Annotated in this window: 12 protein-coding genes; 5 read left to right on the forward strand and 7 right to left on the reverse strand. The window is 68.7% G+C overall.

The features are described 5' to 3' along the window. Both VD972_RS16145 and VD972_RS16150 read right to left on the reverse strand, forming a co-directional pair. A partial coding sequence (locus tag VD972_RS16145) for a CARDB domain-containing protein (protein WP_324987878.1) occupies window positions 1-1,474 on the reverse strand: 1,474 nt, incomplete at its 3' end. 529 nt (window positions 1,475-2,003) lie between these two features. Beyond that, on the reverse strand, window positions 2,004-2,480 hold the full coding sequence (locus VD972_RS16150; RefSeq protein WP_324987882.1) for a putative toxin-antitoxin system toxin component, PIN family: 477 nt from the start codon (window positions 2,478-2,480) through the stop codon (window positions 2,004-2,006). Between the two features lie 88 nt (window positions 2,481-2,568). Here VD972_RS16150 and ggt point away from each other — a divergent pair, with 88 nt between their 5' ends. Then, complete coding sequence (gene ggt, locus VD972_RS16155; protein WP_324987885.1) at window positions 2,569-4,395, forward strand: gamma-glutamyltransferase; 1,827 nt, start codon at window positions 2,569-2,571, stop codon at window positions 4,393-4,395. Between the two features lie 34 nt (window positions 4,396-4,429). Then, the gene (locus VD972_RS16160; protein WP_324987888.1) at window positions 4,430-5,617 is read left to right on the forward strand and encodes a hypothetical protein; all 1,188 of its coding nucleotides are present in this window, start codon (window positions 4,430-4,432) and stop codon (window positions 5,615-5,617) included. Window positions 5,618-5,713: 96 nt separating this feature from the next. On the opposite strand, the gene VD972_RS16165 is transcribed toward VD972_RS16160, so the two are convergent. Further along, window positions 5,714-6,097, reverse strand: coding sequence for a hypothetical protein (locus VD972_RS16165; RefSeq protein ID WP_324987890.1), 384 nt, complete (start codon window positions 6,095-6,097; stop codon window positions 5,714-5,716). 182 nt (window positions 6,098-6,279) lie between these two features. Further along, window positions 6,280-14,043, reverse strand: a complete 7,764-nt coding sequence (locus tag VD972_RS16170; RefSeq protein WP_324987892.1) for a S8 family serine peptidase — start codon at window positions 14,041-14,043, stop codon at window positions 6,280-6,282. Between the two features lie 385 nt (window positions 14,044-14,428). Between VD972_RS16170 and VD972_RS16175 the strand changes: the two genes are divergently transcribed. Further along, a complete protein-coding gene (locus tag VD972_RS16175) occupies window positions 14,429-16,285 on the forward strand; it encodes a cytochrome c3 family protein (protein WP_324987893.1) in 1,857 nt (618 codons plus the stop codon). A gap of 1 nt (window position 16,286) precedes the next feature. Then, window positions 16,287-16,739, forward strand: a complete 453-nt coding sequence (locus tag VD972_RS16180) for a hypothetical protein (RefSeq protein WP_324987895.1) — start codon at window positions 16,287-16,289, stop codon at window positions 16,737-16,739. A gap of 57 nt (window positions 16,740-16,796) precedes the next feature. Here the strand turns inward: VD972_RS16180 and VD972_RS16185 are convergent, their stop codons facing one another. Together VD972_RS16185 and VD972_RS16190 are read right to left on the reverse strand one after the other, a co-directional pair. Continuing rightward, on the reverse strand, window positions 16,797-17,585 hold the full coding sequence (locus tag VD972_RS16185; RefSeq protein ID WP_324987896.1) for an amino acid ABC transporter ATP-binding protein: 789 nt from the start codon (window positions 17,583-17,585) through the stop codon (window positions 16,797-16,799). Further along, window positions 17,582-19,084: an ABC transporter substrate-binding protein/permease gene (locus VD972_RS16190; protein ID WP_324987897.1), complete on the reverse strand. Its 1,503-nt coding sequence runs from the start codon at window positions 19,082-19,084 to the stop codon at window positions 17,582-17,584. The genes VD972_RS16185 and VD972_RS16190 overlap by 4 nt, the downstream gene beginning before the upstream one ends. A 303-nt stretch (window positions 19,085-19,387) precedes the next feature. On the opposite strand from VD972_RS16190, the gene VD972_RS16195 reads away from it, so the two are divergent. Next, window positions 19,388-20,038: a hypothetical protein gene (locus VD972_RS16195; RefSeq protein ID WP_324987899.1), complete on the forward strand. Its 651-nt coding sequence runs from the start codon at window positions 19,388-19,390 to the stop codon at window positions 20,036-20,038. A gap of 811 nt (window positions 20,039-20,849) precedes the next feature. Here VD972_RS16195 and VD972_RS16200 read toward each other — a convergent pair. Further along, window positions 20,850-21,205: type II toxin-antitoxin system PemK/MazF family toxin (locus VD972_RS16200; protein ID WP_324987900.1), on the reverse strand; the 356-nt coding region annotated here is incomplete at its 5' end.

Genomic DNA, 21,205 nt, shown 5'->3' on the forward strand with positions numbered 1-21,205 from the left:
CCGGGTCCGCCACCGCGCCCAGGTAATAGGCGCCGTAGCGATAGGGCTGTGCGGAGGTCTCCACCTGCTGCGTCCGGCACTGCCCGGCCCCCAGCCACCCCGTAGAGAAGGAGGTCATCGGCTGATCCTGGCCCTGCGGCGGCTCGGTGTAGGAGAAGCGGATGGTGGTGTCCTCGGAGAGCACCAGCTGCACATCCGTGCTGCCTCCATCCGTGCCCTGGTTGCACACCGTCACCGAGACCTCGAGAGGCCACCCCGGCGTGGCGCTGGGAGGGCCGATCACCGACTCGATGATGAAGTCCGGCCCATAGCCGACGCCCACGGTCTTGCTGGCCAGGGTGTTGTTCGTCTCGATCAGCTCCGGTTCGCCGTGGCCCGGGTCCGCCACCGCGCCCAGGTACCAGGGGCCCTCCTGGGAGACATGCACGCTGGTCTCCACCTGGTGCGTCCGGCACTGCCCAGCCTCCAGGTGCCCCGTCGGGAACGAGGTCAGCGGTTGATCCTGATCCTGCGGAGGACCTTCGTAGGAGAAGCGGATGGTGGTGTCCTGAGAGAGCACCAGCTGGACATCCGTGCTACCGCCCACGGTGCCCTGGTTGCACACCCTCACCGAGGCCGTGAAGGGCAGCCCCAGTGCGATGCTGGGCGGGCCGCTCACCGTCTGGATGATGTAGTCGGCCTGGATGCCAATGCCGAAGAGCTCGCTGGCGCGCGTGTTATTGGTCTCGATCAGCTCCGGCGTCATGTTGCCGGGATCGGCCATCGCGCCCAGGTACCAGCCGCCCTCGTGCGGAGGCTGGACTTGGAACTGCAACTGCTCCTTCCGGCACTGCCCCGCGTCCAGCGGCCCCGAGTAGAAGGAGAACACGGGCAGGTCCTGCTCCCCCGGAGGCCCATCCCACGAGAAGCGGATGTCCGTGTCCTCGGAGAGCACCAGCTGGACTTCGGCGCTACCGCCCACGGTGCCCTGGTTGCACACCGTCACCGAGGCCGTCATCACGTTCCACGGCGACGCGCTGGCCGGGACACTCACCTCCTGGATGATGATGTCCGCGTCATAGCCGATGCCCACGAGGGGACCGGTCCGCGCGTTGTTGGTCTCGTTGGACTCCGCCGAGCCGTTGAAGAGGTCCGCGACGGCCCCCACGTACCTGGCCCCGCTCGGCACCGAAGCCGACGTGTAGAACGTGTTCGTCTCGCACTGCCCCGGCTGCAGCCAGCCCAGGAACTGGGAGTAGAGCGGCAAGTCCTCCGGAGTCAGCACCCCGTCCTCGGACAGGAGGACATCCACGGTGGTGCTCTCCGCGTCCGTGCCCTGGTTGCACACGGTCACCGTCACCGGCAGCGGACCGTTGGGAAACGCGCTGGGCGGAGCGCTCACCTCGCGGACGATGAAGTCCGGGCCCATGAGCAGCGGCAGCTGCGTCTGGCTCAGCCCCGCGTCCTCTTCCGAGGATGGTGCTCCGCAACCCATGGACCCCAACAGCGTACATGCGCCTACAAGGATGACGGTTCGGCGGAATCTCTCGATCATCACAGGCTTGCCCCCGGAGGGTGAGTCGGCTCCCGAGTCTTTTGACTCGGTAAATTTTCCGACTCTTACCCGTTTTCCAGGGGTAAGCCAAGCGCTCGCATTGGATATTTACAGTCCGGGGAGATTGGTTGTCTTGTGAACGCTCGGGGACGATCCAGAGGTAGAGGGTGCGGCCGTCCACCTCCAGCTGCTGCGCGGGCTTCCAGTCACCCATGTCGAAGGCGTGAGACACGCTCGCTCTGGGCCCCGCTGTCCTCCAGCCCATACTTGTCTCGGCGCTTACGCCAATGGTGCTCGAGCCCGCAGCGGGGCAGCGTGCGCTCGCCTTGAACGGGAGGAGCTTTCATGCAGATGCCGGTGAGGTACTGGTCGTGGGTTGCGGTGTTGGGCGCGCTCTTGATCATGGCGAGCTGAGCAGGACCTGACGCCCACCGCATCGCCTGGCGTGCCTGGAGTGGTGAGCGACGGCTCACCCGGCGCCGCGCGCGAGCTTCAGCCCCTCCACGGCCTGCTTCGGTGAGAGGATCGCGAACGGCAGGCCATGGCGATCGGCCAGGGAGAGGAGCCGGTTGTCCTTGCTCACGAGCCAGGCGGCCCCTGAGCGGGCGGCGAGGACGAGGAACTTCTGATCGTCCCGGTCGCGGCACCGGGGAAGCTCGGGAAGAGGAGTGGAGGACACCGCGGGGGCCATGTGCACCAGGCGCTGATAGCGAGCGTAGGCCGTGCGCTGTTCGGCCTCATCCAGCTTGAAGGTGGACAGGGTGAGCACCCGCTCCAGCTCCAAGAGGGTCTCTCCGTCAGCCCACGCGGCGAGCGCACCTTCGGCCAGCGCATCAGCCAGTGGGCGAGTGACAGGGTCGTCGAACACCAGCACGTCCAGGACCACGTTGGTGTCGAGGACGACGGGCAGCGGGAAGGAGGGGGGGGCGAGCGGGGGCCTGGGCATGTCCTGTGCGCCAGCATGCCGCATCTGTCCCCCACTCGGGCGGTGCGCGGGCTAGGGTGGGACGCCGAGCCATCTCCCAGGACCCCCCATGCGCAGACTCTTCCTCGCGGCTTGTGCCGGTGTGTTGCTGGCCGTCTCCTGTGCCCACGACAAGGCGGCCTCCTCTGTTCCCGCCCCTCCGTTCAAGCCCGAGGCCACGGGTCGCGGGGGCGCGGCCGCTACGATCGACGTGCGAGCCACCGCGGCCGCCATCGAGATCCTCAAGGATGGGGGCAACGCGGTAGACGCGGCGGTGGCCGCGGCGGCCACGGTTGGAGTGACGGACTTGTACTCCTGCGCCATCGGGGGCGGGGGCTTCATGGTCATCTACCTGGCCGATGAGCAGCGCGTCGTCACCGTGGAGCACCGGGAGAAGGCACCCCGGGCTCTGCACCGCGGGCTCTTCTATGAGAACGGCGCGCCCATCCCCATGCCGGAGGTGATGACCAGCGGGCTGTCCACGGGCGTGCCGGGCAACGTACGAGGCTGGGAGCTGGCCCTGGAGCGCTACGGCACGCGGCGGCTGTCCGAGGTGCTGAAGCCGGCGATCCGCATCGCCGAGCAGGGCTTCGAGGTGGATGAGACCTTCTTCGAGCAGACCACGCGCAATGTCGAGCGCTTCAAGCTGTTCTCCAGCTCGGCCCAACTCCTGCTGACTCCCGACGGGAAGCCGCGCCCCGTGGGCTCCGTCTTCACCAACCCGGAGCTGGCGAAGACGTACCGGTTGGTGGCCAAGGGCGGCAGTCAGGCCTTCTACCGGGGTGAGATCGCTCAGGCCATCGTGGGGACGCTGGCGCGGCCGCCGGTGGTGCCGGACGCTCCGCGCAAGGTGCGCCCGGGCGTGATGCAGCTGTCGGATCTGGCGGACTACGAGGCGCGCGTCCGCGAGCCGGTGAAGAGCACCTACCGGGGCTACACCGTCTATGGCATGCCGGCGCCCTCCAGCGGAGGGCTCACCGTGGGGCTGGCCCTGAACCTCCTCGAGGGCTTCGAGCCCGCCTCCATGAGCCGCGTGGACTTCCTCCACCGCTACCTCGAGGCCTCACGCGTGTCCTTCGCGGACCGGACGGCCTATGTGGCTGACCCCGAGTACGTGGACGTGCCCGTGGCCGGGCTGCTCTCGAAGGACTACGCGGCCGAGCGGCGCAAGGCGATGGACCTGGCCAGCGCCGCCGCGCGCGAGCTGCCCCCGGGCAACCCCTTCTCCTTCCAGGAGGATCCGAGCTTCCTCCCACGCACGGCGGCCGGACCTTCTGCCTCGCTGGGCCCCTCGGTGCTGGACGTGCCGAACCGGGAGACGACGCACATCAGCACCACGGACAAGGCGGGCAACATCGTCTCCTACACGTGCACCATCGAGGCCGAGGGTGGCAGTGGCATCGTGGTCCCGGGCTACGGGTTCCTGCTCAACAACGAGGTGACGGACTTCGACGTGCCTCCGAGCCCCACCGCCCCGCACGCCAACATCCCCGAGCCGGGCAAGCGGCCCCGCAGCAGCATGAGCCCGACGCTGGTGCTCAAGGACGGCGCGCCGGTGGTGGCGCTGGGGAGCCCGGGAGGCAGCACCATCATCACCACCGTGCTGCAGACGCTGGTGAACCACCTGGATCTCGGCATGCCGCTGCTGGAGGCCGTGGCGGCGCCGCGTGTCTCGCAGCGCAACACCCCCGACGGGAAGAGCCAGGCCGAGCCCGAGTTCATCGCCTCGCCCGAGGCGGCGGCGCTGAAGGAGAGGGGGCACACCTTTACCAGCTCGGGCCAGATCGGCGCTGTCACCGGCCTCCGCTTCAACCCGGACGGCACCGTCACCGCTGTGGCCGAGCCCAAGCGCCGGGGTGGAGGAAGCGCCATGGTCGTCGAGGAAGCTGGTAGATGAGGCCTCCGCAGTTCCAGCCCCGGAGGAAGCACCCATGATGTTGCGTCGTGCCGTTGTGGCATCCATCGTCCTCACCGCCTCTTGCGCGCCCATGCAGAAGCAGGGCGTCGCCGCCGCACCCGTCCAGGACACGGTCCGTGTCTCCAACCAGCACCCGTTCGACGTCGCCGTCTGCCAGGCCTCGCAGGCCGCGCCGCTGCCCCAGCCCGTGAACCCGGACATCATGCTGGGCGCCCTGTCTGCCGCGCGGCCGCAGGTGATGGAGTGTCTGGTGCCGGCCACCTCGCGGGGCGAAGGCAAGAGCACCCGCGTGGTGGTGAGGACCCAGGTCTCCGATCAAGGTGGCAAGCACACGGTCTCTGGCGAGAACCTCACCCCCGAGGGCCAGGCCTGTGTGCAGAAGGCGGTGGAGAGTCTGGTGCCGCTGGCGGCCTCGCCCAAGGGAGCCGCGCCGATGTCGGCCGAGACGGAGTTCACCCACGAGCAGGGCCGCAGCCTGGCCGTCATCCTCGGGAGCGACTCAGGCTCGGACTACTCGGGCGCGGTGCGCCTGGGCCAGCCGCAGTGGTGCGACTGCTACGCGGCCTACACCACCCAGGTTCCTCCCACGCTCATGGCCCGCGTCCACCTGGCGAAGGGCCAGGCCACGCCGGCCGAGGTGAGCTTCGATCCCGTGACTGCGCCCGAGGGCACCGCGCTGGCCACCTGCCTCCAGCAGAAGCTGATGGCCCTGCCGGTGACGCCACCGCCGGACGCGATGCGGTTCTCGCGACGCTTCATCCATTTCAACTCCAAGGCCGCGGAGCCCTCCACGGATCCGCTGCCCGAGCAGCGCTTCATCCAGAACGAGCTGGTGCGCCAGCAGCGCGCGGCGGACACGATGCTGGCGTTCGGCGCGCGAGACAGCGCCGCGGAGGCGTATGACGCGGTGGTGATGAAGTCCCAGAAGTCCAAGGACAAGAAGCTGGCCGCGGAGCTGGTCACCCGGTGCAATCAGGTGGCGGAGGCTGACGCGAAGTGGGTGGGCGCCATCGAGGCCCAGCTCAAGGCGGATCAGCAGGCGCTGGCCATCGCCCAGGAGCTCAAGGTCAAGGATGCCGCTGCCTGGACACCCGCGGAGGCCAGCGTCCAGGGGGCCATCACCAGCACCCAGGAGGAGCTGAAGCGCGCCCAGGATCGGCTCGCGGCGGACCGCGACGCCTGCTCGAAGATGAAGAGCTGAGCAGCCTCGCATCGTCCTGCAGGGAGGGGAGGGCGCCATCCCAGTGTCCGGCGCCTTCTCCTGGAGCCTGCCGCGGGCCGCCGGCCCTTCAGAAGTTCAGCGAGTGCGGCACATGCCGTCCACGAGACGGGGCGGCGGTCTGCGCGTCAGGGCGCAGTTGGACATCTCCCCCGTCTCGGCCTGCCAGGTCTTCTCGGCCTTCTCGAGTTCGGCCAGCTTGCCCTGGAGCGCCTTCACATCGGTCGTCTTCGCGCAGTAGGCGATGTACTCGCGCGGCCCGCCACATGCCTTGTGGCCAAACCCCGCCACCTCGCACCCCTCCACCTTCGCGCACCCGCTCGCATTGGCCAGCGCCCGGGCCTCGGTCGCGAGCTTCTCGGCCTGCTGCTTGAGCTCCGCGGCCCGCTCGGGCTTCGCCGGGCCCGTCGACAGCACCAGCGCCACCGCCCACGCCCCCATCGTGCCTGCCAGCAACGTCATGATGTGCCTCCTTGCCCCATGGGGCACCCGCTTCCCCTCTCAAAACAAATGCGCCGGCGGGAAGGGTCCACGCCGGCGCATTCTTGTTACTTGCTCGACTTCCAAGCGGCCAGGCGGAACACCCTTCTCCGCCCGGCCCACCCCGGAGCGCCCGCTTCAGGCGCCCGGGGCTGCCTCAGTCCTCAGGCCGCGTTCTGCCGGCGGCTCCGGCCCAGCACGAACCGCGCCAGGACGAGCAGCAGCAGGTAGATGCCGGCGTCGGTGCCAGAGGTGGCGCCGCAGCCGCAGCCCGTGTCGATCTCCGTGAAGACGATCACCGGAGCGGAGTTCACCATGTTGCCGGCGCCATCCGTGACGATGGCGGTGATGACGTGCGAGCCACCCTCCGCCTCATCGCTGTTCCAGCTGCCCGCCAGCGTCGCGTCGCTGCCGCTGGCGATCTCCTTCCCATCCACGAGGATCTGGAGCTTGGCCACCGTGGTGCCGGGGGCCACCGCCGCCGAGGCGTTGATGCTGACTGAGCCGTTGACGCTCGTGCCACCCACCGGATCCGTTACCGCCACCGTCGGCTGCGCGAAGGGCGTGACGTTGAGCTGCGCCGTCGCCGCCAGCGTGTCCTTCTCCGTGTCCGTCACCGTGAGCGTGCGCAGGCCCGAGGTCTTGAACGTCACCTTGAGGCTCTGGAGCACACCCTCGACGAAGGTGGCATTGGCGCTGTAGGTGGCCGCGCTGTCCGAGCTCGTCACCTTGACCGAGCCGCCGTAGCTGGAGGCCTGGTTACCGTAGGCGTCGTAGGCCGTAGCGGAGAGCGTCGCCTCCTGGCCCGCCGTCACGCTGGCCGGGAACGTCAGCGCGTAGTTGGCCGCCGCCGCCGGAACCACCGTGAAGGCCGTGCTCGTCGCACCCTCGAAGCCCTGGGCCGTCGCCACCAGCGTGTAGCCGTTGCCAGCCTTGCGCAGGGTGAGGCCGTCGAACTTCGCCACGCCATTGGTCGAGCCCACCGTCGCGCGGCCGTACAGCTGGCCCGCCACCGTGTTCTCGCCCAGGCCCAGCGACACGTTGAACGAGGTGTCGTCAAACGCGTTGCCCAGCTCGTCCTGCAGCTCCACCTCGATGGAAGGCAGCGCCTCACCCGCCGTCACCTGCGCCGGCACGGTGCGGAGGATCAGCTTCGGCCCACCGCCGTTGGTGATGTCGAACGCCGCGCTCGTCGCCTGAGGCAGCGCGCCCGAGCTGGCCCGGAGCGTGTAACCCTGGCCCTTCTTGTCGATGGACAGGTTGCCGAAGGTGGCCACGCCGTTGATGGCGTTGACCGTCTTCGTGCCCGACAGCGTCCCGTTGCGCGGGTTGTTGCCCAGGGCCGCCGTGACGGAGTCCGTGGCGCTGGTGGCCACGTTGCCGAAGGCGTCCTGCAGCGTCACCCGGACGGCAGGGCTGATCACCGAGCCCGCCCGCGTGTTGCCCGGCTGGACGGTGAAGTGCAGCTCCGCCACCGCACCGTGCGAGATGTCGAACGCGGTGCTCGTGGCATCCGTCACACCCGCCGCGTGCGCCACCAGCTGGTAGCCCATCCCGGCCCGGGCGATGGACAGGTTGCTGAAGGTCGCCAGACCGCCGCTCGCCGCCACCGTGGTGGTGCCGCCCAGCGTGCCACTCTGGCCGCCCTGGAGCGACAGGGTGATGCTGAGCGAGGAGTTCACCCGGTTGCCGTTGGCATCCTGGAGCTCCACGGTGGTGGTCGCCAGGGTGCTGCCCGCCGTCGTGCTCGAGGGCACCATGCGGAACACCAGCCGCGTGGAGTTGCCCGCCGCGACATCGAACGCCGCGCTGGTCGCGCTCGTGAGCGAGCCCGCCGACGCGGTCAGCGTGTAGCCCGTGCCCGCGCGGGCGATGGACAGGTCACCGAAGGTGGCCACGCCGTTGACGGCCGCCACCGTGGTGGTGCCGCTCAGCGTGCCGCCGGCGGGGTTGGCCGCCAGCGCCAGGGTGACGTTCTGGGTCGAGCTCGAGAGCTGGTTCCCGAAGGCGTCCTGGAGGGACACCCTCACCGGGGTGATGGGCGCGCCCGCCAGCGTGTTGCCAGGCTGGGTGCTGAACGCCAGCTGCGCCGCCGCCGCCGGAGCGATGTCGAAGGCGCCGCTGGTGATGTTCTGCACGCCCGTCGTGCTGGCCGTCAGCGTGTAGCCGCTCGCCGCCTGGTTGATGACCAGGGTGTTGAACGTGGCCACACCGCCGCTCGCCGCCACCGTGGTGGTACCGCCGAGCATGCCGCCCGCCGGCCCGCCCAGGCTGACACTCACCTGCGCAGAGGAGCTGGTGAGGTTGCCCAGCGCGTCCCGGATCTCCAACTGGACGGAGCCGAGCGCCGTGCCCGCCGTGCCGTTGGCCGGAGCCGCGCGGAACGCCAGCCGCGCCGCGGCGCCTGCCGCCACGTCGAAGCTGTTGCTCGTGGCGTTGAGCGCCCCAGAGGTGGCCTGCAGGGTGTAGCCCGTGCCGGCCTTGTCCAGGCTGAGGTCATGGAAGGTGGCCATGCCGTTGCTGGCCGCCACCGTCCTCGTGCCGCTCAGGGTGCCGCCCGAGGGGTTGGCGCCGAGCGCCAGCGTGATGCTCGCGCTGGACGTCGTCACCGTGTTGCCCTGGGCATCCCTCAGCACCAGGCTGATCGCCGGAGCGATCGCCGCGCCCGCCGTGGAGTTACCCGGCTGGGTGGTGAAGGCCAGCACCGCGGCCGCGCCCGGATTCACGCCGAAGGCCGGAGACGTCGCGGGCACCAGGCCCGTGGCGTTCGCCTGCAGCGCGTAGCCCGAGCCCGCCTGATCCACGGAGAGGCCGGTGAAGGTGGCCACGCCGTTGACGGTGGTCGCCACCGGGGTGCCGCTCAGGGTGGCCCCCGCCGCGTTGGTGAGCGACAGCGTCACCTGCGTCGGAGCCCCCGTCACGAGGTTGCCGCCCGCATCCCGCACCGCCACCCGGGCCGTGAAGGCCGCACCCGAGGTGACATTGCCGGAAGGCGAGGCCGTGAAGGCCAGCGCCGCCGGAGCGCCCACGCCGACATCGAAGCCGACGCTGGTGTCCGAGTAGATGCCGCTGGCGCCCGCCACCAGGGTGTAGTTGAAGCCCGCGCGATCCACCGACAGGTTGCTGAAGGTGGCCACGCCGCCCGCCGCGGCGATCGTCGTGGTGCCGCCCAGCGTGCCGCCCGTCGGGTTGTTCCCGAGCGAGATGGACACCGGCGTGGTGGCCAGCGTCGCCAGGTTGCCGTACCGGTCATACAGGGTCGCCTGCACGGCCGGGGCAATGACGGCGCCTGCGATGACATCGCTCGGCTGCTGGGTGATCGTCACCCGGTGCGGAGGACCGGCGGTGATGTCGAACCCGCTGCTGGTGATGCGGGGGAGCGCCCCCGAGCTGGCCTCCAGCGTGTAGCCAGAGCCCATGCGGGCGATGGACAGGTCACTGAAGGTGGCCACGCCGTTGACGGCCGCCACCCTGGTGGTGCCGCCCAGCGGACCGCCGCCCGGGTTGTTGCCCAGCGCGACGGTGACGTCGTCCGTGGAGGCGGTGGCGTTGCCGAACGCGTCCAGGAGGGCCACCTGCACCGCCGGGGCGATGGACACGCCCGCGCCGGTGTTCGAGGGCTGCGTGAGGTAGGCCAGGCTCGCTGCCGCGCCGGCCGTGATCGCGAACCCATCGCTGGTGGCGCCGGTGAGGCCCGTGGAGCTGGCCGCCAGCGTGTAGCCCGTGGCCGCCTTGTCGAGGGACAGGGTGCTGAACGTGGCCACGCCCGCGACCATCGTCGCCGTGGTGGTGCCGCTCAGCGTGCCGCCCGCGGGGTTGTTGCCCAGGGCCACGGTGACGCTTTGGGTGCCCGTGGTGACGGCGTTGCCGAACTGATCCACCAGGCCCACCCTCACGGACGGGGCAATGGAGGTACCGGCCGCACTGTCGGAGGGCTGCACGGTGAAGGTCAGCCCAGCCGCGGCGCCCGCGGTGACAGTGGTGCTGCCGCTGCCGGAGATGGCCGGGCTCACCGTGTCGCTGGCCGTGAGGGACTGCGCGCCCAGGGTGCGGAAGTCAACGGACACGTTGCTTGCCACGCCCGCGGCGAAGGTCGCGCTGGCCGGCAGAAGGGCCTGCGGATCCGTGCTGGTGAAGGACGCCGTGCCGTTGTAGCTGGTGGCCGTCTGGCCCAGGCTGTCCACGGCCGTGAGGTTGAACGTGGCCGGGCTGCCCGCCTGCACCGAGGCCGGGAGCCCCGTCAACTGATAGGCGACGGCCGGGCCCGGAGGAGGCAGGTTGGTGGTGCACGACCCGTACCCATCCGCGTTGATGCGGACATCGTCCACGTAGAAGCCCTCGGAGACGACGGAGCCGTCGGTGGAGGCGCGGAACGCGAACCACACCGTCTGGCCTGCCAGCGAGTTGAGGTTCACGGTGACGGCCTTCAGCGAGCCGTTGGAGCCGGTGTTCGTGCTGGTCCAGATCCGGGTGCTCGAGCTGCTGTTCAGCGTGCCGTCGTAGCCGCCCGCGGAGATGTACGGAGCCGTCGCGGACGTCGTGTCGCCCACATTGGTCCAGGGACCGGCCGCACCCGTGGTGCTGTAGGCCAGCCAGGCGCCGTCGTACGCAGGCTCGAAGTTGTACCAGATGTTGAACGACATCTGCGGACCGAGCGTGCTGGCGGGGATGGCGAAGCCGTTGATGCCGGCCGTGCTGCCGTTGCCGCCCAGCGACAGGGTGGCCGTGGCGGTATTCGGGTAGGTGCCACCGCAGGTGGCGCTGGCCGCACCGAAGCGGTACGAGCGCGTGGCCGACTGGTAGTGGCAGCCGTTGACGAGGTTGATCGTGTTCGCGGGGCTGGCCGTCGCGATCCAGTATGAGGCCGCGCTGGGCGGGCGAGTGCCGTCCAGGTCATCGAAGTAGCGCACGCCCGGTGTCACGACGCCGGTGGGCACAGCCGACCGCTCGACGGTGTTCGTCTCCTCGACGGTGGCGGCACCGGTCTCCGTGGCGCGCACCACGTAGTAGTACCGGGTCCCCTGCGTCAGGTTCAGATCATCCGCGAAGCTGGTGCCGGTGACGCCCGTGGCGATCCGGTTGCCGATCGACGGGGTGAAGCCCGCGGTGGTGCTGCGGTAGACGGAGTAGCTCAGCGTGCCGCCGCAGATGGGCGTGCCCGCGGACCAGGCCACCGTGTTGCCGCAGGTGGCCGTGCCAGCGTTGGTCGCGCTGGTGGCGCCACCGAAGTCAGGCGGCAGGGTGCACGTGCCGGTGGCCGTCGCGGAGGCCTCGTTGGAGTCCGGGGACTCGGCGCAGTCCACGCCGCGCACCACGTAGTAATAGGTGATGCCGCCGGAGACGGTGGTGTCCGGGAAGGGCGAGCCGGCCGTGGTGCCCACGCGGGTGTACGGGCCGCCCGCGGTGGTGGCACGGTAGATGTTGTACGAGCCGGCGCCGTTGTCCGTCCACGCCACGTCGATGCGGTTGTTGCCGTTGACGGTGGCCGTCACGCCGGTGATCGTCGGCGGGGCATCCTGGCAGGTGTTGTAGGCGATGAGGGCGAAGTCCTGGTCCAGCGGGGAGCTGTTGCCCGGCAGGCCGTCCGAGTTGATGTTGGCTGCCGTCACCGTCACGGTGAAGGGCCCCGAGACACCCGCGGGCAGGAAGACGCTCTCCACGTTGTTGGAGCCATCCGCCGTGCCACCCGTCACCGAGTTGGCACCCGTGAAGACGTTGCCGCGGTAGGTGTTGGCACCGATCGTCAGGGTCAGGTCCAGGTTGTTGCGCCAGGCGCTGCCGGTGGTGGAGCCCGGCGCGTCCGTCCACGCCACGGTGACGCGGAAGGGCTTGCTGGAGTCCGCCACCACGCCGTTGAACTCGTGGGTCTGGCCCGTGGCGGTGAAGAGGTTGGCCGGGTTCTGGTCGTCCAGCAGGCGCGGAATACCGTCGAACGCCATGCCCAGGTCCATGAGACCCATGCCCTGGTTGTTGGACCAGAGGTTGTCGTTGGCGGCGCTGCCCGTCATGTAGCGGGCCGAGTTCATCAGGTACGCCTTCGTCATCGCCGCGCTGGGCGGGGCCATGCTCTGGTTGATGAAGTACTGGCGAACGAGCGCCGCGCCGCCGGCGATGGCCGGGGTCGAGTGGCTCGTACCGGAGGAGGCCGTGTACCACTGCTGGCCCAGCGGCCAGTAGTTGCTGCTGCCAGGGCCGGCGCACACGCCGGAGGCGTCGAAGCAGCCGAGCGCCTGCCCGTTGGGGTTGGCCGGCGGGTTGGCGCGCTGGCCATCCACCTGGGCCACACCGCCCGAGACGTGCGTCCCCGGAGCCACCAGCTCCGGCTTCTTGCGGCCGTCCGCCGCGGGACCGCGGCTGGAGAAGCCCACGATGTCGAAGCCGCTGTTCGCGTCGCTGTCAGGCACGGCGCACTGGTCCGCGCCACCAAAGGCCTGGACGTTCTCCGAGGCGCCCGCGGTGATGATGTTCTTCGCGGTGCCGGGGCTGCCCACCGTGCCCGCGCCCGGACCGGCGTTACCGGCGGCGAAGACGATGACCATCTCCTGGTTGCCCGCGGCAGGCACTGCCGAGGTGCCCGGCTGCGCGTCACGCACCAGCGCGTCGTAGCGCTGCGCATCCGAGGTATAGGCGCTGGTGTTGGCACCCCAGCTGTTGGAGCTCACGCGCATGCCATCGCGGTAGGCGCGCGACTGCAGATCCTCGTAGATGGGGCTGGTGAAGGTCCCCGGGTCGAAGATGACGGACGAGCCCACCTTCACGAAGGGCGCCACGCCCAGGCCGTAGTTGAAGCCGGCCGCGTCCTCGAACGGCGCGCCCGTCTGGTTGGAGTAGCCGCCGATGATGTGCGCGTTCAGGTTGCCGTGGCCGTCGCAGCCCTGGATGGTGCTGCCGCCGTGCGGCGTGCCCTCGAGGCGGGAGTAGATGAGGCGGCTCGTGTTGGAGATGTTGCCGCCGACATAGAGGCCGAAGTGGTTCGGCGCCGCGGGAACGGCGTTGTCCACGCCGCTGTCCGTCACGTCCACGCCGAAGCCGGACGCGGTGAACTGCGCCTGGGTGAAGCCCTTCTCGGCCAGCCACGCCAGCCAGTTCGGCGGGTTGGGCTGGGTGCCCGTCAGCTGGCCGGACACGATCATGTTCTGCCGCTCGTCGAACTTGCGCGGCATGGGGCGTGGCTGGATGGAGATCACGTCCGGCCGGGAGGCAATCTCGTAGAGATCCTTCACCGCCAGGTACGTGTGCACATTCACGTAGCCCAGCGACTCCTGGATCGTCCCGCTCTTCGCCTGCAGCCCGCGGATGAGCTCCAGCGTCGGGCCGTTGGCCGCCTCATCCTTGATGAGCTGGACCTCGTAGGTCTCCGACTTGACGGTGTGGATGGCGGGGTTGAGCTTGAAGTCATCCAGGTAGTCGCCGTTCCACTGGATGGCCGGCGCCGCCTTGGTGGTGATCTGCTGCTGCAGGGTGCTCAGCGCCTGTGCGTCGCCGTAGACGAGGTAGGTGTTGTTGGGGATGTACGACACCACCTGGACGCCGGTGGCCTCGAGGCTCTTGTACCATTCGGGCTGGATGGGGCCGGCGAACTGCACCAGGTGGAAGCGCTTGCCGGTGGCCTGCGACTTCATGCCCCGCAGGGACTGGCCGTGCGCGGACGCGGTGTCGATCGTCCCGGCGTTCAGCAGGATGTCGTTGAGCTCGTCGCGGGGCTCGGCGCCCTCGGGCAGCGAGGACAGCACCTGCTCATCCACCTCGACCAGCTTGAAGGAGCCGTAGTCGCCAATCAGGTGCATCTTGGCGCCGCGCTTCTCCAGCTCCTGCGCCTGCTCCGCGCTGAGCTGCACCTTGTGCGTCGCCAGGTTCGAGCGATACCCCTCGAGCTGCTGCGGCGTGGGAGTGCTGCTCGGGCCCTCGCAGGCCAGCATCGAGATCATTCCGACCAGCCCAAGCACACGTGCGCCCATGGCTCGCAGCCCTGTTCCGGGCAGCCGGTTCACCGATTGATTCATAGTGTTATAGCCCCGACATACGAGCGCAGCGATGGGTGGAATCCGCACGCGCTCGGTGCGGATCCGGTGGAAAGAGGGCCGAAGGGTGTGCAGTACCCCATTCCAACTGGGGTGTAGTTATCACAGCGAGACCGGAAGGTTCAAATCGTCAACAAAAGTTTGAGCTCATCGAAAAAACCGTGAAAAAGGTTTTGCGCTGAGCGAACCCGGGCTGAGGCCGCGGCGCTCCTTCCTCCCGCACCAGCCGAGCAGCCAGTGCGTCCAAGACAGAGGTCGACTGGACATACCTGGAGCGCCTATGCATCGGGCCATGACGTCCGTTGGTGCGCGCCTGCGCAGCCCCTACCTGGCCTGGGGGCTCGGCCTCGCGGTGCTGGGCCTGGTGGCCGGCGCCGCGCTGCGAGCCATCGCCGCCGAGGTGCGCACGCCCGTCCCGCTGAGCCCCGTCGCGTACACGGGCTCCGTGTCGTGCCAGCCTTGCCACCCGGACCACTACGACACCTGGCGGCGCACGTTCCACCGGACGATGACGCAGGAGGCGGGGGCGGAGTCGGTGGTGGGGGACTTCAGCGGGGTGAGCTTCACCTACGCGGGGGTGAGCTCGCGCTTCCTGCGTGACGGTGAGCGCTTCGTCATCGAGACCTTGGATGGAGAGGGGCGCATGCGCCGCCAGGAGGTGGCGCGCACGGTGGGCTCGCGGCGCGTGCAGCAGTACCTGGTGCGCGAGGGAGATCGCTACATCCGCCTGCCGCTCGCCTGGGACATTGAAGGGCGGCGCTGGTTCCACCTCACGGGGGGCTTCCTGGATCCGGACGGCACGGACTTCAACGCGCACCGGGCGCTGTGGAACGCCAACTGCATCTTCTGCCACAACGTGAAGGCTCGCCCGGGCTACGACTGGGAGAAGGCGACGTTCGACAGCCACGTGGCGGAGCTCGGTATCGCCTGCGAGGCCTGCCACGGGCCGGGGGATGAGCACGTGGCTCGCAACTCCCTGCCGCTGCGCCGCTACTACCTGCACTACTCGGACAAGCCGGATCCCTCCATCGTCAACCCGATGCGCCTGGAGCCGCTGCGGCGGATCCAGATCTGCGGCCACTGCCACGGCCAGCGCATGCCGGCTCCGCTGGATCGCATCCGCCAGTTCCTCTCCGAGGGAGATCCGTACACGGCGGGGGACAACCTCTCCTCGTACACGCGGCCGATCTACCGGGAGAGCCACCTCCAGGGGGTGGATGTGTCGCTGCGCTTCTGGAGGGATGGGACGCCGCGCCTCACCGCGTACGAGTACCAGGGACTGCTGATGTCCAAGGACTTCCAGCGTGGCGGGCTGACGTGCCAGCACTGTCACAGCATGCATGGCGGAGATCCTCGAGGGATGATCACGCAGGAGATGCGCGGGCCCGCGGCGTGCCAGGAGTGCCACCCAGCGATCGTGGCCCGAGCCGCCGAGCACAGCCGGCACCGCGAGGGCTCCTCGGGCACGGACTGCTACGCTTGTCACATGCCGAAGATGGTCTACGGCATCATGCGGATCCACCGCTCGCACCTGATCCAGACGCCGGATCCCTCGCGGGCCTGGCGCCATGACATGCCGGAGGCGTGCACGCTCTGCCACACCGATCGGAGCGCGAAGTGGGCGGCGCAGACGCTGCGGAAGCAGCAGGGGCAGCCACCGCCGGAGGAACTCCCCTCGGATCCGGCCTTCGAGGTGGCCGAGGGGGTGAGGGCACTCCTCTCGGGGGATGTGGTGCAGCGCGCGGTGGCGGCGACGGCGCTGGGGGAGGGACAGAGCGCCACGTCTCAGCCGCTGGCCCGGCTGTGGGCTGTTCCCTTCCTCCTGCAGGCCATGGAGGACGACTACTCCTCCATCCGGCGCATGGCGTGGCTCTCGCTCGAGTCGCTCGTGGCCCGCGCGGGTGAGGCGCGGCCCGCGCTGACGGCCTCGGCGGGGCGGCTGCCGCGCTTCGAACCCCAGGCCACCCGCGAGGAGCGCGCTCGCGTGGTGGGGCGCTGGCGGGAGTGGTGGGCGGCGCTGGACAAGGGTGATATTCCCCGGCCCGATCCGGCCGTCCCTCTGGACGCTGCGCTGGAGCCGATCCCAGCGACGATCGAGGAGCTCCTGAGGAAGCGCGCGGCACAACCTCCCATCCTGATAGGCGAGTGACGTGACGACCCAGAAGAAGACGGAGGCTCCCGCGGCCGAGGGCCGCGCCCGCGTTCATGCCCGGTTCGGGTGGACCTTGCTGCTCGTCTCGCTGGTGTTCGGGGTGGTGCTGGAGACGCTGGAGGGCTTCCGGTGGGCGCCGCTGGTACGGGATGCGTGGATGCAGCGGCTCTGGTCGCTGGCCCACTTTCACGGAGCGGCGTTTGGGCTGCTGAACCTCATCTATGTGCCGTGGGCGGACACGCGGGCGCTGAGCGAGGGCCGCCGGACGAGCGCCTCGCGGGTGCTGATGGTGGGCAGCGCCGCGATGCCGCTGGGCTTCCTGCTGGGCGCCATCGGCCACCCCGAGGGGGATCCGTCCTTCGGCATCTTCCTGGCGCCCGTGGGAGGGCTGCTGGTGCTCTACGCCGTCGCCCTCCAGGCGATCGCGGTGTGGCGGAACCCGAGCGCCTGACGCACGCTCAGCTCGTGGCTGCGGTCCGGCTCTCAGGGGAGTAGGGGGCCGGGAGCTTCAGCCTGGAGCTTCCGGGCGGACGTGGAGCACCTTGCGAAGGAACTCCCGGGTCCGTGGCTGCGAGGGCTGGGAGAAGATGACGGAGGGAGGGCCCTGCTCCAGGACGGTGCCTGCGTCCAGGACGACGACACGGTGGGCCACCTCGCGGGCGAACGCCATCTCATGGGTGACGACCAGCATGGTCATCCCCTCCCGGGCGAGGCTCTGCATGACCTGGAGCACCTCGTCGGCCAGCTCGGGATCGAGCGCGGAGGTGGCCTCGTCGAAGAGCATGACCTCGGGCTCCATGGCGAGCGCGCGGGCGATGGCCACCCGCTGCTGCTGCCCGCCCGAGAGCCGGGCGGGGTACTCGTCCTTCCTGTCGAGCAGTCCCACGCGCTCCAGCAGCCGCAGCCCGAGCTCCTCGGCCCGGGGGCGGGAGAGCCCTCTCACGTGGAGGGGAGCCTCGATGACGTTGCCCAGGGCCGTCATGTGGGGGAACAGGTTGAAGCGCTGGAAGACCATGCCGATGTGGGTGCGCTGCCGATCCACCTCGGCCTCCGGGCGAGGCACGAGCCGCCCGTCTCTCTCCTGCCGCCCCAGCACCTCGCCGCGCAGCCAGATGCACCCCTGGGTGGGCTCCTCCAGGGAGTTGAGGCAGCGCAGCAGCGTGGACTTGCCGCAGCCGCTCGGCCCGATGATGACGACGACCTCGCCAGCGGCGACCTCCAGGTCGATGCCCCTCAGCACCTCGCGCTCGCCGAAGGACTTGCGCAGCCCCTCGACGCGGATGATCGGGCCGCTCATGTGCCTCGGGCCTCCAGCCGCCGCTCCAGCCGCTGGGCCAGCGCTGACAGGGTGACGACGATGATCAGGTAGCCGACAGCCGCCCAGGCGTAGACCTCGGGGCGCAGGTATGTGCCCGCGAGCTGCTTCGTCTCGTAGAGCATCTCCGGCAGGGCGATGACCATGACGAGCGAGGTGTCCTTGGAGAGCGCGGCCAGCTCGTTGACGAGGGGAGGGATGAGGCGGCGGAACGTCTGCGGCAGGATGACCCGGCGCATGGCCAGGTCATGGCTCATGCCCAGCGCCCGCGCCGCCTCCATCTGCCCTTTGTCGATGGACTCGATGGCAGCGCGGAAGATCTCCGCGATGTAGGCCGCGGCGTTGAGGGACAGGGCGGTGAGGCCCGCGGCCATGGGGCCCAGCCGGACTCCGGCGAGCAGCGGCAGTGCGAAGAAGATGAAGAGGAGCTGCAGCAGCAGCGGAGTTCCGCGGAACAAGGTGATGTAGGCCAGGGCCACGCCACGGACTCCCCGGCGGCGAGAGATGCGCGCCAGCGCCACGAGCAACCCCAGGACGATGCCGAGCGCCCCGGAGCCGAGCGTGAGCTGCAGCGTCACCCCAAGCCCTTGCAGCACCCGGGGCAGCACCACCTCGCGGGAGAAGGACCAGAAGCCCTGGGGCTTGATCGCCTGACCCAGCTCGCCGCCGAACCAGCGCTCGGAGAGTTGCTTCAGCTGGCCAGTGCGCTGGATGTCCTCGAAGGCGCGGGAGATGGCAGCCGTCAGATCGGAGTCCTGCTTGTTGATGGCGATGCCGATTGGCTCCGGTTCGAGCGCCTGGCCTGTGATGACGAAGGAGTCGTCCCTGCGGGAGAAGAAGCGGCCCACGGGCTCGTCGATGACGATGACGTCGGCCTGACCGGACTGCACGGCGGCGAAGCACTCGGTGGCGCCGGGAAAGGGGCGGATCTCCCGGACGGCGACGCCGCGCTGCTGGAGCTGTTCTACCCACCGCTGCGAGGTGGTGTTCGTCTGCACGGCGACGCGGTGGCCCGCGAGCTCCTGCTCGGTGCGGATGTTGCGGCCGCGGGTGGTGACGAAGACCTGGGACATGCGCGCGTACTCGACGAAGTCGACCTGCTGCTGACGCGCGGGGGTGATGTTCATGGACGAGAGAATGATGTCGTAGCGGCCGGAGGTGAGCCCGGCGAGGATGCCGTCCCAGTCCATGACGATGAACTGTGCGGTGACGCCGAGCCGGCGTGCGATCTCTCGGGCGAGATCGACGTCGAAGCCCACGGGCTGACCCTTCTCCAGGAACTCCATGGGCGGGTAGGTGGCGTCGATGGCCACCCTCAGGACGCCCGCGGCCTGGATCCGGGCCAGGGCTCCCCCCGGTGTGACGCCAGGCACAGCGGACTCGCTCCGCGGCTCATCGGCAGCGGAGCGGCCGGGCAGCAGCAACCCCAGCAGGAGACATCCGATCGCGAGACTCCAGCACTTCAGCGGTCTCTTGGCCATCGTGGACATGCATACCTGGGTCGTCGCCTGGCGGAAAGCTTACGAGCGAGACGCTGGCTTAGGTGGGCGGTGGCGGGCGTCTAACGGTGGGCCTCGATGGATTGCCACTCGGCGATGGGGATGCCAACATCCCACCTCATGCTGACGCCCGCGCACTGGCGGCACCTCCTTCGTGTCCTGGCCGTTTCTGCCGTCTTGGGGTGCTCATCTTCGAAGGCTATCGCTCCCGACTCGGAAGAACTTGATGCCGATATCGCGCGCCCGCCTCCTGGGGGCCCACGCCTGGAGAGCCTTCCGGGTCCCATGCTCGGGACATTCGATTCTTATTCGGAGGCGCTGTTTGCGGCCTGCAGGAAGATTTTCACGAAACCCCGTTCAAGCGCCGGCCGAAGCCCCCCCACTACCGCCCTCCGCGAGGAGCGAGAGGCGTTCCAGTTACGCAGGCGAGCCGCGACTGAATATTGCGCCTGGATGTACTACACGCCAGACAACAAATACGAAATCAGCCTTCTAACGGATCAAGCAGGATCCGATCCCACCGGAAAGGCCAAGCACTGTTCTCTTCCGTCCTTCGTGGAGGATCGTCGCTACCCATCGGAGAACATCCAATACATTGTTGTTCTTCACAATCACACCTTCGACACTCGGATCTCCGAAGAGGATGTGCTCTTCCTTGTGGGCCAAGGGAGCCTACATGGCTTCGAACCCAAAACGAAAGATCGGGATCGGCGCCTTTCCCTCGTCGCGTTTTTCTCGAACGAGCATGAAAATCCGACATGCGACGGCTTCTATGCCTACTCCCCCTACACCGGCAAGATATTGAAGTGGGCCCGCTCTGGCAGGCAATGGAGTTGCACGCAGACTCACGTCGTCAGGTGGTTGACCCGTGATTTGTTGAATGCTCCCACCATCATGGAAGAGAAGGCTCACTGCCCTACGATGGGTGCTCTATGAGAAACTCGGCACTGCTGACCACGCTTGTCCTGGTCAGTTGCGTGCGGAGCCCGGCGCCCCAGCCGACGCCGCCAAGATATGAGGAATCCATCAGATTCCCGAATGTTTTTGAGTCTGGCGGGGTGCGGCTCGGCCGGTCCGCCGAGAAACTTCTTATAGATGGCCCGATAGTCCAAGCCATGATGGTTGCCGCCCAGGACTTCATCCCTCCATACGCTGGCAACGACCCTTGTTGGAACAGGCCAGGAGACTTCCTCTACGAGGTCATCCGCCAAGAGAATATTATCTTTGTTCAGATTTCCCCGGACTACTTCTCTGAGGAGTGTGCGCTGAGACCCGCGCCATTGGACTGGAGTGCCAAATACGCTATCAGCATCGACGGCCGCATCCTCAGACGGGTAGACGGCGATGAGCCCGATGGGGCTTCTCTTCCCTCGTCCCCGGATGCTGGCGACAACGAAGATGCAGGGCACAGTCAGCTATACGAGCTCAGCGATCTCGATCGCATGGACACGGAACCCGTGGACGATCCGCCCTTCTTCACGCGTCCAGAGTGGCAGGCCAAGAACCCCTGGCCCCCGTCGCGCAAGCCTCGCACACCCTCGTTTCCCGATGGAGGTACTCCCGACGGAGGTACTCCCGACGGAGGCACTCCCGATGGAGGCTTCCATGCGGATGGCGGCCCTGCGGCAATTCCTCCTGGGTTCCGGAAACTGGCCAAGTAGATCAGAACCTCCCGCACCATTGGCACCTGTGCGTTGAAGGAGCAGGACGAGGAGTCGGAGGAGGGCGATGTCGAAGGAGCCGTTCGCTACCGCTCGAAGAACGACACCTGCTGGAATCGCAGGCCGGCCAGAATCTGCTCCACCCGCGTGTCGGACAGCGACCCAATCCGCTCACCCAAGCGGGCCTTGTCGACCGAAGAGACCTGCGACACGACCACAACGCTCTGCTGGGGAAGGTTCCCCTCGCCCACCTCGAGCAGGACATTCCCCGGCTCGTTCGCCCGGTGTAGGTTCGACGTCAATGCGCACACGACCACGGTCGTGATGCGCGAGTGGTTGAAGACGTCGTCCTGAACCACCACGTGGGGATGGGAGTAGCTCGGGACAGGGCCTCGCGAGTCATCTGGCCCTATCCAGAACACGTCACCGCGGTGAATCCTCG

The sequence above is a fragment of the Hyalangium sp. genome, from assembly GCF_035629615.1.
Classification (GTDB): domain Bacteria; phylum Myxococcota; class Myxococcia; order Myxococcales; family Myxococcaceae; genus Hyalangium.

What these genes read in the sequence shown, in the direction of transcription:
- VD972_RS16150 (WP_324987882.1), bottom strand. Translation starts at nt 2,480, where the DNA reads ATGCCCAGGCCCCCGCTCGCCCCCCCCTCCTTCCCGCTGCCCGTCGTC.
- ggt (WP_324987885.1), top strand. Translation starts at nt 2,569, where the DNA reads ATGCGCAGACTCTTCCTCGCGGCTTGTGCCGGTGTGTTGCTGGCCGTC.
- VD972_RS16160 (WP_324987888.1), top strand. Translation starts at nt 4,430, where the DNA reads ATGATGTTGCGTCGTGCCGTTGTGGCATCCATCGTCCTCACCGCCTCT.
- VD972_RS16165 (WP_324987890.1), bottom strand. Translation starts at nt 6,097, where the DNA reads ATGACGTTGCTGGCAGGCACGATGGGGGCGTGGGCGGTGGCGCTGGTG.
- VD972_RS16170 (WP_324987892.1), bottom strand. Translation starts at nt 14,043, where the DNA reads ATGATCTCGATGCTGGCCTGCGAGGGCCCGAGCAGCACTCCCACGCCG.
- VD972_RS16175 (WP_324987893.1), top strand. Translation starts at nt 14,429, where the DNA reads ATGACGTCCGTTGGTGCGCGCCTGCGCAGCCCCTACCTGGCCTGGGGG.
- VD972_RS16185 (WP_324987896.1), bottom strand. Translation starts at nt 17,585, where the DNA reads ATGAGCGGCCCGATCATCCGCGTCGAGGGGCTGCGCAAGTCCTTCGGC.
- VD972_RS16190 (WP_324987897.1), bottom strand. Translation starts at nt 19,084, where the DNA reads ATGGCCAAGAGACCGCTGAAGTGCTGGAGTCTCGCGATCGGATGTCTC.
- VD972_RS16195 (WP_324987899.1), top strand. Translation starts at nt 19,388, where the DNA reads ATGCTCGGGACATTCGATTCTTATTCGGAGGCGCTGTTTGCGGCCTGC.